The organism is Bacteroidota bacterium, from assembly GCA_016718825.1.
Taxonomy (GTDB): Bacteria; Bacteroidota; Bacteroidia; order J057; family JADKCL01; genus JADKCL01.
The window spans coordinates 137,777-151,489 of record JADKCL010000001.1; the positions used below are offsets into that span (position 1 = coordinate 137,777).

A 13,713-nucleotide genomic window follows, 5' to 3' on the forward strand; every position below is an offset into this window, starting at 1 on the left:
CATTTCCATGGATATTCCCCGTATTTTCAACCCATGAAGCTCCGCATCCTCCTCCTCGCCGTCGCAATGCTTGCGTTGCTCACCGCTTCCTGCACATCCACGTTGCCCAAGTCGACAGAAATGCCTGCACAGCGCCCCGCTGATTTTCAAATTTCCTTTTCGGAGGAAGGCGGGTCTGAACCCAATTGGACAAGGTATGTCGTCAACGCCAAGCGGGCTTCGTATGAACGGAAATTATACAATGGCGATGTCGCAGTTTCTGAATTCGAACCAAGTCCCGAGGCTTTGGATTCCTTGTACGCCTTCGTGCGCGAGCAGGGGTCACGGATCTGAAAGCACAAACGGAGGGCGACTCAAGCGACCGATTCGGCTATCAAATGGAAATTGTCTATGCCGGCAATAGCTTCAGGCTTGCAGATCAAGGAAGTCAATACATCCGCCTGGAAGTTGACTACAACAAGTTCAAGGATGTGATGGCCGAGATAAGAGCCTTCGTAGGAAAGGGCCTGGATAATCAGAAATTTGAGGTGACGGCCATTGTGGTCCTTGATGCGAAAGCACCGCGGCCAGATTCCATGTCGGTGGTATTGGAGGAGATTTCGCTGATTGACTTGCACCCCGACGACCAAGCAGGCGATACGTTGGAGGGCAGCTTTACTGCGATGCAAGGAAGGTATCAAATGACCGGAGCCGCAAAAGTTAGCGGCAAATCGTTGACTTGGAGCAAGGAAATTTTACTGACACAAGCTACGCGTGTGAATTTGCAGCTCGGGAGGGACGGCTTTCTGGAGGTTGCCGAATCCGTGCAGAAATAGACGATTCTTGTATTTGGTTTACGCCGGAGGCTAATGTTCGGTCGGCCATCGGCGGGACGCCTCGGCCTCGAAACCAGTGATCGCGGGACCCCGATTCTCGGGACACAGCGCCACGGGCTCACCAGCAACTGCCAAGGGCTCCTGTTTCTCACAGCCCTCGGCCTCGAAACCAATCCAGGACTCCGACGGGACAGCGAAGACCCCCCACTCCAACTCAATCCAGTCCGCTCCACTTCACCTCGGGTTTGCCCCAGATGTTTTTCGCGACGCGGTAGATGGTTTTGCAGTCCGTGAGTTTTCGCAGATCGGATCGACTTGGCGGGTGCTGTAATAGCAGCGGCCTTGGCGGTCGCCGTTGTTGGCGTAGATTTCGCTGCAGGCATCGGGGCGTTGCGGCTGCATTTGTACACGGTCACGCCTTCGAAGAGGCATTGTTCGATCTCCCGTTTTTGTATTGGTCATACAATGTTTGCTGCGACCTTGGGATCGGTGGCGCAGGTCGGCCGCCGCCGTTTCCCGGATCGGTGTTGGTCACGGCAACGGTGTCGATGTTGTCGGAATTGTTTTTCTTTCCCGTTGGCTGACAAGATGCCGAAATGAGCAATGTGGCCATGACGGTGAGCAAGAGGATGCTGAGATTTTCGCATAGTAGGCACAAGTTAAACAGGTTTTGAGAAAAATGGATTGACCAACGCGCCGCCGTCAGCGCTGAAAATCGAAGGCAGCGGCCCGTCGGCCAACCAAAACGATCCTTCGAATCTCAGGAATGCCGTCTGTGACGGCGCATCCCTAACAATTCGCGGAGGCTGAACTCCTGATTGAGCAAATACGGCACCGTAAACAGCATCATCACCAAACTCAAGGTCACCACGGTGCCGAGGGTTGGGTCGATGCCCAGATCTTCGTAAGGCGACTTTCCAGTAATGAGTGTGTAGGCCAAGGTGAGGAAAATGAGCACCGTGGTACAAAACAGCAAAACATTGAGGTAGATTTCTGCGGACTTTTTCATGAAGCGTGATATTTTGTGGTGAAGGATAAAATGGATTTTCCCAGCGCGCCGGACTTTCCATCCTTTTTGATCTGCTTCAATTTCGCACCCGGTTTGACAGCCGTGTCAAAACGGGAGATCGAAATTACCCAATCCTTAGAAATTTTAAGCGGCTGATTGTTCATTGAATAGCCAGCACCTTGTCCGTAATGGAATCTAGGTGGCGACCATTGTGATCGCGGTTCTCGCCGAGGCAATCATGGGAGCAAAGTCCCTGTTGGACGCGCACAGGTTTGAATTCGAAGCGCATTTTCGCTACTTTTAGGGTGTAATTTGAGAAATGTGAACCACAAATTGATTCGTCTCCACCTTGCCACGGTACTGCTGCTGCTGTCCAATGCCTTGACATTGAATGTTTGGGCGCAATTTAAAAGGTCTACGAACCTGACTCTGTGATTCTGGGAGAACCTTCCATGTTGACGGCTGTCAAAATAATGGAAACAGACATTCCCGGAAAGGAACTGATGATCGCCGGCACGCTTTCCACGCAAGATTCGGGTGGCATCTATCGATTGGCCGCCTATCAAATGTTGATCAACCTTCATGGCGTGCCGCAGTCACTGCATATTTTTGAGGATACTTCGCAGTTCGTATTTCAGGGTCCACGTGTTTATAGCGCTTGCTATGCAGGAAACGGCGAATTTGGCTTTGCCATGGGCACCAACAGCAATCAGGTGATCATGAAGACCGACACGAGCGGGCAAATGATCTGGGCAAAAAGCACGCCACCACGAATTTTATTCGATGCTATGCGAGGCTCAACGATGGTATGCCTCGGGCAGGATGAGAGCATCCAAGGCGCACACGACTTCCAACTGCAACGCTTGAATGGCGATGGCAGCTTTGAACGGGGCAAAATGTACGGAACCCCGGAATTCGAGAATCCACAGAAGGTGGCCAAAATTAGCGGAAGTTATTTGATGGTCGGCAACACGTTTCAATTGGGCGGCTTCGAATTGCTCGTCGTCAAGGCCGACAATGCCTTTGACCTGCAGTGGGGACATTCGTTTACTGCGCCTGGAAAGACGACGCTCGGCTATGGTATCGTACAGCCGCTGAATGGTAGTGGTTACGTCACAAGCGGCACCGCGCGGGGAGGAATTGATTCGTTGTTTCTCTTTCGGATCGCTGAAAATGGAACTCCAGGCTGGGCGAGGTTTTATTCGATTGAAGGTGCAACGGAGACATCCAACTTGTGCTTAGCCGTGGATCCTGAATCGGGCGGCTACCTGCTCGCGGGCTCTTACCGCAAGTCGGGCTATTTGCGTCCCTTCATTTTCAAAACCGATTCTCTTGGCATTGTCGAATGGGCTTGGGACTATGGAGCACCGGGCGTGAATTCGGATGAATTCATCAATGACGTGATCTACTGCCAAGCAGACGGCTATTTTTACGCAGTCGGAGATGTGGTCGATGTGGATTCGAATCAATACCTCCACAAGGTGCTGCGCTGAAGATTGCAGCGGATTCGGGCTCGGTTCCTTGTGATTCTGCTTTGGTCGTCAATTCTGTTCCCAGGGCATTTCAATTGGGAATCAACACATTCGAAGAACCTTTTCAAATCAATTCAGACTATGCGATGGGCAACTTGTTGCAAGGAGTCCAAATGAATGTCGAAACCCGTTGCACAGTGATCGTGATCGTAGGGAATGATCTTGGAATGCCTTTGACGGGTATTTTTGACTTCCCCAATCCTTCTGAGGGCAGTCTCAAATTGAAGGCGGAGATTCCGCAAACCGGCGGATTGCTACGCGTTCATTCGATGCAGGGCACCCTTTTGATGGAGAAGCAACTCGATGGAGGACTGCATGAACAGCAATACGACCTTTCGCAGCTCAGCAATGGCCTTTACTTGGTGTCATTACAAGGTGAAGGTTGGCGCTATCCTACCAAACGTTGGGTGATTCAGCGATAATTGGCATTGCCAATTTCTTCGCACTCGCACTCGCACTCTCTCCCACTCACTCTCATTTGCTTCCGCAACTCTTGCGTACGATCAAGTTGGTCGGCAGGAAAACATGGTCGGGAAGCGTTGCATCAGCCCCATGTTCCATTTTGTCGAGCAGGACGGCGACGGCATTCTCGCCCATACCTTCAATGTTTTGCGCCACTGCGGTAATCGGGGGATGGCAAAACTTGAACATGTCGATGTCATCAAAACACACCACACGGATGTCTTCCGGGATGCGCAAGCCCATGTCTTGGATACATTCGAGGGTGGCAACGGCAAGGTTATTGTTGACGACAAATAGCCCGTCAACCTTGTGGGGGCATTGATCAACGCCGGAACCTGCTTGCGGATGCCTTCGCGAATATTGTCGTAGGGAATTTCGCGTACGAGGTCAGGGTCAAAGGCGATGCCGTGTTTGGCAAGTGCATCGCGGTAGCCACGTGTACGCTCCGTGATCGAGGTCAAGTGCGACGGCGAAATCGTGAGTTGCCCGATGCGGGTGATCCCTTGTTTGATCAGGTGATCCACTACCGAGATGCTGCCGCCGTAGTTGTCGGCCGTCACAAAAGGGGTGTCTTCTTGGCCAGGAACAAAGCGGTCGATCAAGACGAAGGGAACTTTTCGTTTTTGAGCGCTTGAATGTCTTCGTTGTTGCTGAGCGTCGTCGAAATGATCAAGCCATCGACTTGACGGTCCCGCAACATCTGTATGAGACTGCGCTCCTTGGATGCATTTTCGTCGGAACTGCCGAAGAGCACATGATAGCCGGCTTTGCTCGCCGCATCTTCCACGGCGCGGCACATCCGCGCGTAAAACGAGTTACTGATGTCGGCAACGATCAGTCCGATGGTATTGCTTCGCCCCATGCGCAGGCTGCGCGCCATCATGTTGGGCTTATAGTCCAGCTCCTTCGCCTTGGCCCAGACCCGCTTCTGCGTATCTTCATTGATGCCATTTTCAGTGCCCTTGTCATTGAGCACCATGGATACCAAGGTCTTGGAAACTCCAAGCGCTTTGGCGATATCGGCGAGCGAGGTCTTCTTTTTTCATGTCAAACGTCTTTTCTGAAATTCCCTAAAATTCAAATATGCTAAATCGATTTAGGATTCACAATTTCTTATCAAAATTTAATGTTTTTTGCGGATTCGACAAATATTGTCCGCGTTACCGAGGAATACCACCATCGATTAAGTCCCCAAATGGCCTTCCAAATACGATTCAAAGCAAATTCGGGGCCACTTATTCAGCAACAATTCCATTCAGGATTTGAGCTTCCGGTCTTGCATGAACCGCAAAATCGCATCGATAAAGTCGGCACCATACAATTGATACTTCCGGTCACCGACACCGCTCACCTGTCGCATTTGCGTTTCCGTGGTCGGGAACTCCTCAGCCATCAAACGCAGAGTGCGGTCGTGGAAAATCACATAAGGTGGCACACCCTGCTTATCGGCAAGGTCCTCCGCAATTGACGTAACTTTTCAAACAACGCATCCGCAAACGAAGGCAGGGGCTTGGGTGCCGGTGCCACCTTGATCGGTTTCCCCTGTTGCGCATACTCCCCCGAACTTTGGAGAGAAAAACCTGCGGCCCTCAAACAGCACCTCACGACCGGCAGGCGTCACTTTCAACGCATTTCCCTCGTCGTAGGCAAATTTCAAAAAGCCCGCGGTTGATCAATTGACAATATAATCGATCCAATCCCTCCGCGAAATGTCCTGTCCTGCGCCGTAGGTTTTCAAAAGGTGAAAACCCTTCATTTTCAATTCTTGATTCGAAGATCCCCGCAAAATGTCGACGACCATGTGAACACCGATTTTTTCGTTTGCCCGGATGCAGGCGGACAAGGCCTTTTGAGCCAAAACGGTTCCGTCGATCTCGACTTTCGGATCCTTGCAGTTGTCGCAATTGCCGCAGTTGCCTTCGTGCTGCTCCCCAAAATAAGCCAGCAACACCTGCCTGCGACAGGACTTTGCATCGGCATATTGGATCATCCGGTCGAGTTTGGTCCGCAAGATTTCCTACTGACCGCTCTCTTCGATGAAACTCTGCATCTGCTGCACGTCGCCATAGGTGTAGTAAAACAAGGTTTCACTCGGCACACCATCACGTCCCGCTCGACCGATTTCTTGATAATAGCTTTCGATGTTTTTGGGCAAGTTGTAGTGTACCACCCAACGCACATTGCTTTTGTCGATGCCCATCCCAAAGGCAATCGTCGCGCAAATGATGTCCAAATCGTCGCGAATGAACTTCTCCTGCACTTGCGAACGCCGATCGGCGCTCATTCCTGGCAGAAATCAGCCTTGTATCCTTGTCAATCAGCTCGGCAGCAAGGCTTTCCGTCGTTTTGCGGCTGAGGCAACAGATGATGCCGATTGTTTGGGGCGATCCTTGACCCATTTCAGGATGTCGGTGGCGCGGTTGGCGCCATTGACGACGGTCAGGCTCAGGTTGGGCCGGTCAAAACTGAGACGAAGACCTGCGGGTCGCGCAGGTGCGTGCTCGATGTCCCGGCGGGTGAGCTTGTCTGCGGTTGCCGTCAGTGCAAGGAAGGGAATGTCGGGAAACCGGTCTTTCAACAAGCCCATTTGCACATACTCCGGACGGAAATCATGCCCCCATTGCGAAATGCAATGTGCTTCGTCGATGGCAAACAGGTTGATGTTGAGTTGGCTCATCAGATTGAAAAAATCCGCCGAAAGCAACTTTTCAGGACTCACGTACAGCAGGTCCAGTTCACCACGGATGGCAAGCGACTCGACCTTTGGTTCTCCGAACTATGGCTGCTGCTGTTGATGAAGGCAGCCTTGACCCCGTTGGCGAGCAATCCTTCTACCTGATCCTTCATCAAGGCAATCAACGGAGAGACCACAATGCAAGTTCCGGGCATCACAATCGCCGGAATTTGAAAGCAGATCGACTTGCCTCCGCCGGTCGGCATCAAGGCAATCGCATCCCGCCCCGAAAGGATGGTTTCAACGATCTCCGCCTGCTGCGACCGAAATTCGTCGTATCCAAAGTAGGACTTGAGGGCCTGTTTTGCGCTGTCTATGCCGATTGCCGCTTGCATTGTGCAAATTTAGCCGCTTCTGATTGCAGTATGCGAGGTGTCGAGAAATATTTGATCAAAACGGTCTTTGGAATCAGCTTCGAAGACACGTGGAAGTAAATTTCCTCGGTGCAATCTTGCAAAGGCAACGGACGCCGAGGGACAAAGGCGCCAGGAAAAGCACAATTTCACTTCGATTTGTTCGCGTGGCCGACAATGAAATTTTGAAATGAAAACATTTCTCCCGAGGTTTATTTTTGAACAAACAGCCTTTGGGTGTGCCGGAATATCTGGCAGGGATTGGATCTATTTTTGGGAGAAATGCAATTGGGGGAAGAAAAAGCGACAGTCGATCTCAGCAATTTGTATGCGATCGCCGGTGGAGACGACACGTTCGTGATGGCGCTGTTGTCCAAAATGTGCAAGGCATTGCCCGAGGCATTTGCCAACATGGACAACTTTTGCGTTGCCCAGGATTGGCCTGCACTGAAATCCGCAGCGCACAAAGCCAAAAGTACATTCGCCTACCTGAGCCTCGATGACATGAAAAACCAACTGCGAGACATCGAGCACGATGCCATGGAAGGACGTGACCTCGACCTGTTACCCGCAAAAGTTGCTGCAGCGATCAAAGGCGGAAACCTGATTCTCGATCAGCTCAAGGCCGCACTCGCAAAATTGATGTAAAATCCGCCTCCCGAATTGCCGTCTTGATAAGTTGGGGACGTGATCAAAAGCGGCAACGACCTTGTGTTTCCTGCCTCGAACTTCAATCTCGAACTGTTCACTCAAGCGGTACGCGCCGTGATTCGCGCAATTTGTCTTGCCAGTAGCCTTCGTTCAGCATATCAAACCGCACCCCCTTGCTCGTCGTCGAATGAATGAAAACCACCTTGTCGCCTTCGACCTTGGTCACCATGCCCACATGGTCGATCTTGCCGGATGATTTTGCGTCGAAGAACACCAAGTCGCCGATTTGTAGATTTTTGCGGGCGATTTTTTCGCCGTACTGACTTTGTTCGGCGGCGCTCCTGGGCAGGGTGATCCCCGCTTTTGAATAACAATTCTGTGTAAGCCCCGAGCAATCGATCCCTGAATGCGTGTTGCCGCCATGTTTGTAAGGGGTGCCGAGGTATTCGCTCGCCTCTTCCAAAACTGGCACCAATTTTTCGCCGATGTTCAGGCTTGTGGCCTTATCCCGGATGATTTCCTTATTGTTAGGGGTCGTGGATGTGGCCGTATTCTCCGAATCGGCATCTTTGATCAGGTATTTGTAGCGGTTCACCGTCTCCCGATGGGGAGTGCATGCGGCAAACGCAAGCGAAGCTCCAAGCAGGAGCAACAGCAGCCTTGATGAAGTGGGGCGCATAGGATACGAGGAATTAAAATACGCTGATCATACGAAGTCAAATGTATTTGGTTCGTTTCCAGCACCCAAGCCCCCTTATCCACCACCAACGCTTGAGGTGTCAAGGGATGTGGGCAGAGGATTTTCAGGGGGCGTGTACGATTTTGGGTAGTTTTGATCTTATGAAAGCAAAATCAAACTGCGCATTCGCAAGGCATTGCATTGGTGTTCTGATGATTGCCATGGTGACTTTAATGCCCTCACATTCATGGGCTTGTTCCATTCAGCAACTGAAGCCGCAAGCCCGGACTTCCGAGGATGCACTGAAGGCGGTCACCGCAGCGGCAAATGAATTTGGCCTCAAGGTTTACAAAGGGATCGCGAAGGAGAATAAGGGGCGAGGACAGTTTTTTTCGCCCTTCAGCATTTTTGCAGCTTTGGGAATGGTCATCGAAGGAGCCTCCGGACAAACGCAGGTGATGGCACGCAATGCCCTTCGCCTTCCCGAAGAGGAAACGATACATGCGGGGATGTTGGCCTTGAACAAAGCACTTTCCGAATCCAACAGCGAATGCACATTGGCGGTCGCCAATGCCGTTTGGCCCCAAAATTCCATGACTATCAAGCCGCTTTTTTTGGAAACCATTCGTTCGATTTACCTTGGTCAATCCACCCCGCTTGACCTGCGTGGGGATCCTGAAGGCTCTCGCAGAACCATTAACGAATGGGTTGAAGAGCAAACCCGAGGCCGCATCGTGGACCTTTTGCCGTCCGGCTCAATCAACTCACTGAGCTCGATGATCCTTACCAATGCCATCTATTTCAAAGGAGATTGGGAGATGGAATTTGAGAAGAAAAACACAAAGGTTGAGCCCTTTTTCACGGATGAGGGACCGAATCCCGAAAGCCCTTTGATGCACCGCCCGAATGCTGGATCGTATCTGAAATATACAGAGTTTGAGGGTGTGCAAGTTGTGGAGCTGCCTTACGAAGGGAATGAATTGTCGATGGTGGTGATGCTACCTGCGCGCAGGGAAATCGGCCGGCTCGAGTCAAAAATGAATGCCAAGAATTGGGAAACGATTCGCGGAGGGCTGTACCATCAATTGGTAAATGTCTGGCTTCCAAGCTTTAAAATGAACCGCGATGTGCAGGTGCAACAGCAACTGATCGAGCTTGGCCTGGGAGGGTTGTTCTCGCCAGGGGAGTATTCCAACATGTTTGAATCCCCTTCCGAATTTGCGGTCAACGGCGTTTTCCATAAGGCATTTGTCGAAGTCAATGAAGAGGGCACAGAAGCCGCAGCGGCGACCGCTTTCGGGATGGTAGAGATTACGAGTGTGCACAAAAGTCCTCCGCCGGTGATTTATAATTTCCGCGCCGATCACCCGTTTCTTTTTTTCATTCAGCATCGCAAGACCGGCGCCATTCTATTTATGGGGAAAGTGATGAATCCTGCTGAATGATTCTGGGGCAAAGTCAGTAAATATTCCAATGGTCTTCTGCGAAGGATTTTTGGCCGAAGGCATTGTGTCTAGGTAGAAGCAAAAAAATCTGGCATGAAAACGGGTGGTTGCAAGAGGGTAAATTCGGCATTGCAGCATGGTTTTTCCGCAAAAAGCAACCAGAATTAGCGGCCCCGCCGTTACTTTTTGCAAAATTTGTCCATTGACAGTGTTTGGGGACCCACTAACATTGCAGTCGAGGGGTACAAAAACCGATTGTAACGATGTTAGTAAAAACCTTTGGGAGCGCCGTGCAAGGCGTAGACGCTTTCACAATTACGATGGAAGTGAATTTGAGCTTTCCATTTGGCTTTGTCATGGTAGGCTTGCCCGACAATGCCGTACGGGAAAGCAAGGAACGTATCACAACAGCAATCCGCCATGCTGGATTGGAATGGCCACGCAGACGTATCACCGTCAACCTCGCACCTGCCGATGTGCGCAAGGAGGGTTCGGCCTACGACCTTGGCCTTGCGATCGGCGTCTTGGCGGCGAGCAATCAAGTTGAATTGGAGCAGCTTGACAAGTACATTATCATGGGGGAGCTCTCGCTTGACGGAAGCCTGTTGCCGATCAAAGGCTGTTTGCCCATGGCGATACAGGCACGCAAGGAAAAATTCAAAGGGATCATCTTGCCGGCTGGAAATGCTGGAGAGGCGTCCATTGTGAATAATCTGGATGTGATTCCGGTCCACAATCTACGAGAGGCAGTGGATTTCCTGAATGGAAAGGCGGAAATCCAGCCGCTTGTGAAAGATACCCGTGAGCTTTTTGAGGTCGCTCAATTCACGGATGATCTTGACTTCATCGATGTCAAAGGTCAAGAGTCGGCCAAGCGTGCCTTGGAAGTTGCCGCGGCAGGAGGCCACAATCTGCTGTTGATTGGTCCACCAGGAGGCGGAAAAACAATGTTGGCCAAGCGCATTCCAACAATTTTGCCGCCGTTCACGTTGGCCGAATCCCTGGAAAGCACCAAAATCCATTCCGTTGCCGGAAAATTGGGGGCAGACAGTTCGCTGCTTACGCGGCGGCCATTCCGCGCACCACACCATACGACATCGGATGTCGCATTGGTCGGCGGCGGCACCTTTCCGCAACCGGGCGAAGTCAGCCTCGCCCACAATGGCGTCCTTTTCCTCGATGAGCTTGCTGAATTCAAGCGCAACGTGCTCGAAGTGATGCGGCAACCGTTGGAGGAGCGTTACATTACGGTCTCTCGCGCCAAGCTTTCGGTGCAATTTCCCGCCAACTTCATGCTGATCGCCAGCATGAATCCTTGCCCTTGCGGATTTTACAATCACCCCGACAAAGAATGCTTCTGTGGTCCGCAAGTCGTGCGGCGTTACCTTGGCCGGGTCTCCGGACCCTTGCTCGACCGCATCGACATTCATCTGGAGGTCACTCCCGTAAAATTTGATGCATTGGTCGCTCGACCCAAGGGCGAGTCCAGCGCAGATGTGCGTGCACGTGTGATCGCGGCGCGAGAGCGGCAGCAGAAACGTTTTGAGAAGTGGCCCGGCATCCACAGCAATGCCATGATGCCGCCCAAAATGGTGAGGGAAGTCTGCAAAATCGACAAGGAAAGTCAAGACCTGCTGCAAAAGGCCATGGACATCTTGGGCTTTTCGGCAAGGGCCTTCGATAGAATCTTGAAGGTGTCGCGTACCATCGCCGACATCGAGGACAGTCCTTTGATCTTGCCGCAACATGTCGCCGAGGCCATTCAGTACCGCAACCTCGACCGCGAAAAATGGGCAGGATGATTTGGAGTGCGAATTTGAGTTCGAGGCAACAGTGAACGCGTCGTTGGCGCTACCCAAAGGTTGGTGTGAGCGCCAATGACGCTAATTTTGCGGTTGGCGGACACGTGGTACCGAATAGTGCAAATGCCGTGGTCCTCTAAATTAGCGTTGCAAACCAGCATTGTTGATGGCAGGACATGTCTATCCTAAATCAACGGCTCCTTTTTGGCATTCCACAGGAAAGGCCGGAGAGTTTTTTCTTTCTCTCACAACAACCTTCCACGGGAAAGCGTCTTGAACTCGAATCTCGTCCTCAAACTCAAAAGCGCCAGCTTTTGGCTGACGCTTTTGAATGTTGAAGCCATCAAGGGCTGAATTACTTAAGATTGCCTTCGAGGAAAGCCTTTGCTTTGTCGGTGCAATTGTAGTTGGCACAAATGTAGCGCACGGTGCGGGCTTCCACTTCGGTGACGACGCCGTCGGCATCGACCAAGCCCCAGATGAGGCCAGCGTCGTCAAAGCTGATACGGCCGTCGCCAGCTCCGCTCACCAGTTTGTCGGCAGTCTGCAACAGCGCGAGGTCATACTGTACACCACCAATGGTCTTGTACACATGCTCGCCCAAAAAAGCTTTTGCCTTGTCGGTGCAGTTGTAGTTGTCGAGGATGTACTTTACAGTACGGTTTTCGACGACGGTGATTTTGCCGTCGGCCATGGCATCGGCCCAGATTTTTTGGGCATCTTCAAAGGAAATGCGGCCGTCGCCGACACCTGCCACAGATGCCTCTGCCAACTCGATGAGCGACTTGTCCAAGCGCACACCATCAACGATTTTGTAATCTGCCATAACGTTAATCTTAAGAGGATAATTGGATAAATGAATTTCAAAGGATGGTCAAAATCCCATGACCGTTTCGAGGGAAACTGCGCGTTGAAATTACTAATTATCGCGGAAATTCCGCTCGGATTTCTCGCTTGCCTCATCGAGAGCCGTCGTCATTTCTGTGCGTGTTACCGGAATCCGTTGATATTGCCAAAGGCTGTTTGGAAAATTATTCCCAATTTGCACACGCATGCAATTGAAAGAGATCATCGGGCAAAAAAAGGCCAAGGAAGCGTTCCTGAAAATGGTCAGCGAAAATCGCTTGCCCCATGCGTTGATCTTGAAAGGCAAGCCTGGCATCGGTAAACTAGCATTCGCAAATGCGATTGCACAGTTCGTCAATTGCGAGGCCCCAACGGAAACCGACAGCTGCGGCAAGTGTGCAAGTTGCTCCAAGATCAGAAAGGGGATTCATCCCGACGTACGGTTCATTTTGCCGATCATCACCAACAAGGTAGATGGCAAAAACCCGCTTTCAGACGATTTTATCCCGCAGTTCAGGGAGCAATTTGTGGCCAACCCCTACTATTCGTTCAATTCTTGGGTGGGCCAAATGCAGGGCGAAAACAAGCAAGTAGGTATCCGGATCGCTGAGATCCGCGAACTCAAACGCAAGATTTCGCTCAAGGCTTTTGAAGCGCGTTACAAGGTGGTCATCATCTGGAACGCGGAAAAGATCAACACGGAGGCGGCCAATGCCATGCTCAAGTTGTTGGAAGAACCGCCGGAGCGCACCATGATCATCATGACCGTGAGCGATACTTCCGGTTTGCTCACAACGATCAACAGCCGGTGTCAGCGCATTCAGATGCACCGGATTGACGATGCAAGTTTGGCGGCTTACCTCAAAACGTCGCATGGATTGGCCGAGGACCGTGCGCTTCAAATCGCACAATTGGCCGAGGGTTCGGTCTCCGAAGCCGACGAAATGGTGAACGAAAGCAATCGTTCCCTTTCAGATTTGTACATGCAATGGTTGCGCCTTTGCCACCGCGGTGAATTTGGAGACATCCAAGACATCGTCGAGCAACTGAGCAAGGAAAACAAAGAGTTTCAAAAGTTGTTCCTGAGTTATGCCCTGCAAAAGCTCCGGGATTCGTTGCTCTTTTCCTTCCATGCCGACCATCTTGCAGCCACCACCGCAGAGGAACGTGAATTCCAGCAAAAATTCAGCAAGTTTATTCAGCTCAATGGCATTTCCGAGCTGAGCCGTTTGCTTGAAGATAGCCTGTTTTACATCAGCCGCAACGCCAGTGCTCCCATGGTCTTGTCGGTCCTTTCCCTGCGCATGCATTCAATCTTAACGGGAAAAGTACTAATTTAGCGGATTGGTTTCGGCGTTCTTTCTCCCGAATAGAACAAGGAAATC

15 protein-coding genes and 1 pseudogene are annotated in these 13,713 nt (G+C 51.4%); 8 read left to right on the forward strand and 8 right to left on the reverse strand.

Going from position 1 to position 13,713, the window contains the following annotated elements; translation table 11 throughout:
* Positions 1–33 precede the first annotated feature (33 nt).
* Both IPN95_00570 and IPN95_00575 read left to right on the forward strand, forming a co-directional pair.
* Positions 34–333, forward strand: coding sequence for a hypothetical protein (locus IPN95_00570; protein ID MBK9447914.1), 300 nt, complete (start codon positions 34–36; stop codon positions 331–333).
* Positions 334–377: 44 nt separating this feature from the next.
* A complete protein-coding gene (locus IPN95_00575; protein MBK9447915.1) occupies positions 378–815 on the forward strand; it encodes a hypothetical protein in 438 nt (145 codons plus the stop codon).
* Between the two features lie 234 nt (positions 816–1,049).
* On the opposite strand, the gene IPN95_00580 is transcribed toward IPN95_00575, so the two are convergent.
* From IPN95_00580 to IPN95_00590, 3 genes are all read right to left on the reverse strand, one after another.
* Positions 1,050–1,247: a hypothetical protein gene (locus IPN95_00580; GenBank protein MBK9447916.1), complete on the reverse strand. Its 198-nt coding sequence runs from the start codon at positions 1,245–1,247 to the stop codon at positions 1,050–1,052.
* Positions 1,228–1,473 (reverse strand): hypothetical protein, encoded by a 246-nt coding sequence (locus tag IPN95_00585; GenBank protein ID MBK9447917.1) that lies wholly within the window; start codon positions 1,471–1,473, stop codon positions 1,228–1,230. The genes IPN95_00580 and IPN95_00585 overlap by 20 nt, the downstream gene beginning before the upstream one ends.
* Before the next feature lie 102 nt (positions 1,474–1,575).
* Entirely contained in the window at positions 1,576–1,824 is a 249-nt protein-coding gene (locus tag IPN95_00590) for a hypothetical protein (GenBank protein MBK9447918.1), read from the reverse strand.
* Between the two features lie 473 nt (positions 1,825–2,297).
* Between IPN95_00590 and IPN95_00595 the strand changes: the two genes are divergently transcribed.
* Both IPN95_00595 and IPN95_00600 read left to right on the forward strand, forming a co-directional pair.
* A complete protein-coding gene (locus IPN95_00595; protein MBK9447919.1) occupies positions 2,298–3,317 on the forward strand; it encodes a hypothetical protein in 1,020 nt (339 codons plus the stop codon).
* Between the two features lie 74 nt (positions 3,318–3,391).
* Positions 3,392–3,778, forward strand: a complete 387-nt coding sequence (locus tag IPN95_00600) for a T9SS type A sorting domain-containing protein (GenBank protein ID MBK9447920.1) — start codon at positions 3,392–3,394, stop codon at positions 3,776–3,778.
* Positions 3,779–3,859: 81 nt separating this feature from the next.
* Here IPN95_00600 and IPN95_00605 read toward each other — a convergent pair whose 3' ends face one another.
* From IPN95_00605 to recQ, 3 genes and pseudogenes are all read right to left on the reverse strand, one after another.
* A complete protein-coding gene (locus tag IPN95_00605; protein ID MBK9447921.1) occupies positions 3,860–4,420 on the reverse strand; it encodes a substrate-binding domain-containing protein in 561 nt (186 codons plus the stop codon).
* The gene (locus IPN95_00610; GenBank protein ID MBK9447922.1) at positions 4,417–4,806 is read right to left on the reverse strand and encodes a LacI family DNA-binding transcriptional regulator; all 390 of its coding nucleotides are present in this window, start codon (positions 4,804–4,806) and stop codon (positions 4,417–4,419) included. Before IPN95_00610 ends, IPN95_00605 begins: the two co-directional genes overlap by 4 nt.
* A 267-nt stretch (positions 4,807–5,073) precedes the next feature.
* A pseudogene (gene recQ / locus IPN95_00615) lies at positions 5,074–6,887 on the reverse strand (DNA helicase RecQ).
* A gap of 255 nt (positions 6,888–7,142) precedes the next feature.
* Here recQ and IPN95_00620 point away from each other — a divergent pair.
* Positions 7,143–7,553: an Hpt domain-containing protein gene (locus tag IPN95_00620; GenBank protein ID MBK9447923.1), complete on the forward strand. Its 411-nt coding sequence runs from the start codon at positions 7,143–7,145 to the stop codon at positions 7,551–7,553.
* Positions 7,554–7,650: 97 nt separating this feature from the next.
* Here IPN95_00620 and IPN95_00625 read toward each other — a convergent pair whose 3' ends face one another.
* Complete coding sequence (locus tag IPN95_00625) at positions 7,651–8,235, reverse strand: C40 family peptidase (GenBank protein MBK9447924.1); 585 nt, start codon at positions 8,233–8,235, stop codon at positions 7,651–7,653.
* 161 nt (positions 8,236–8,396) lie between these two features.
* Between IPN95_00625 and IPN95_00630 the strand changes: the two genes are divergently transcribed.
* Complete coding sequence (locus IPN95_00630; protein MBK9447925.1) at positions 8,397–9,680, forward strand: serpin family protein; 1,284 nt, start codon at positions 8,397–8,399, stop codon at positions 9,678–9,680.
* Positions 9,681–9,943: 263 nt separating this feature from the next.
* A complete protein-coding gene (locus tag IPN95_00635; protein MBK9447926.1) occupies positions 9,944–11,482 on the forward strand; it encodes a YifB family Mg chelatase-like AAA ATPase in 1,539 nt (512 codons plus the stop codon).
* Between the two features lie 355 nt (positions 11,483–11,837).
* Here the strand turns inward: IPN95_00635 and IPN95_00640 are convergent, their stop codons facing one another.
* Positions 11,838–12,308, reverse strand: a complete 471-nt coding sequence (locus IPN95_00640) for a hypothetical protein (protein ID MBK9447927.1) — start codon at positions 12,306–12,308, stop codon at positions 11,838–11,840.
* Between the two features lie 226 nt (positions 12,309–12,534).
* Between IPN95_00640 and holB the strand changes: the two genes are divergently transcribed.
* The gene (holB, locus tag IPN95_00645) at positions 12,535–13,668 is read left to right on the forward strand and encodes a DNA polymerase III subunit delta' (protein MBK9447928.1); all 1,134 of its coding nucleotides are present in this window, start codon (positions 12,535–12,537) and stop codon (positions 13,666–13,668) included.
* Positions 13,669–13,713: the final 45 nt, after the last annotated feature.

Bases quoted from the DNA above. Each gene is read 5' to 3' on its own strand.
- IPN95_00625 (MBK9447924.1), bottom strand. From the start codon at position 8,235: ATGCGCCCCACTTCATCAAGGCTGCTGTTGCTCCTGCTTGGAGCTTCG.
- IPN95_00590 (MBK9447918.1), bottom strand. From the start codon at position 1,824: ATGAAAAAGTCCGCAGAAATCTACCTCAATGTTTTGCTGTTTTGTACC.
- IPN95_00630 (MBK9447925.1), top strand. From the start codon at position 8,397: ATGAAAGCAAAATCAAACTGCGCATTCGCAAGGCATTGCATTGGTGTT.
- IPN95_00575 (MBK9447915.1), top strand. From the start codon at position 378: ATGGAAATTGTCTATGCCGGCAATAGCTTCAGGCTTGCAGATCAAGGA.
- IPN95_00595 (MBK9447919.1), top strand. From the start codon at position 2,298: ATGGAAACAGACATTCCCGGAAAGGAACTGATGATCGCCGGCACGCTT.
- IPN95_00640 (MBK9447927.1), bottom strand. From the start codon at position 12,308: ATGGCAGATTACAAAATCGTTGATGGTGTGCGCTTGGACAAGTCGCTC.
- IPN95_00580 (MBK9447916.1), bottom strand. From the start codon at position 1,247: ATGCCTCTTCGAAGGCGTGACCGTGTACAAATGCAGCCGCAACGCCCC.
- IPN95_00635 (MBK9447926.1), top strand. From the start codon at position 9,944: ATGTTAGTAAAAACCTTTGGGAGCGCCGTGCAAGGCGTAGACGCTTTC.
- holB (MBK9447928.1), top strand. From the start codon at position 12,535: ATGCAATTGAAAGAGATCATCGGGCAAAAAAAGGCCAAGGAAGCGTTC.
- IPN95_00570 (MBK9447914.1), top strand. From the start codon at position 34: ATGAAGCTCCGCATCCTCCTCCTCGCCGTCGCAATGCTTGCGTTGCTC.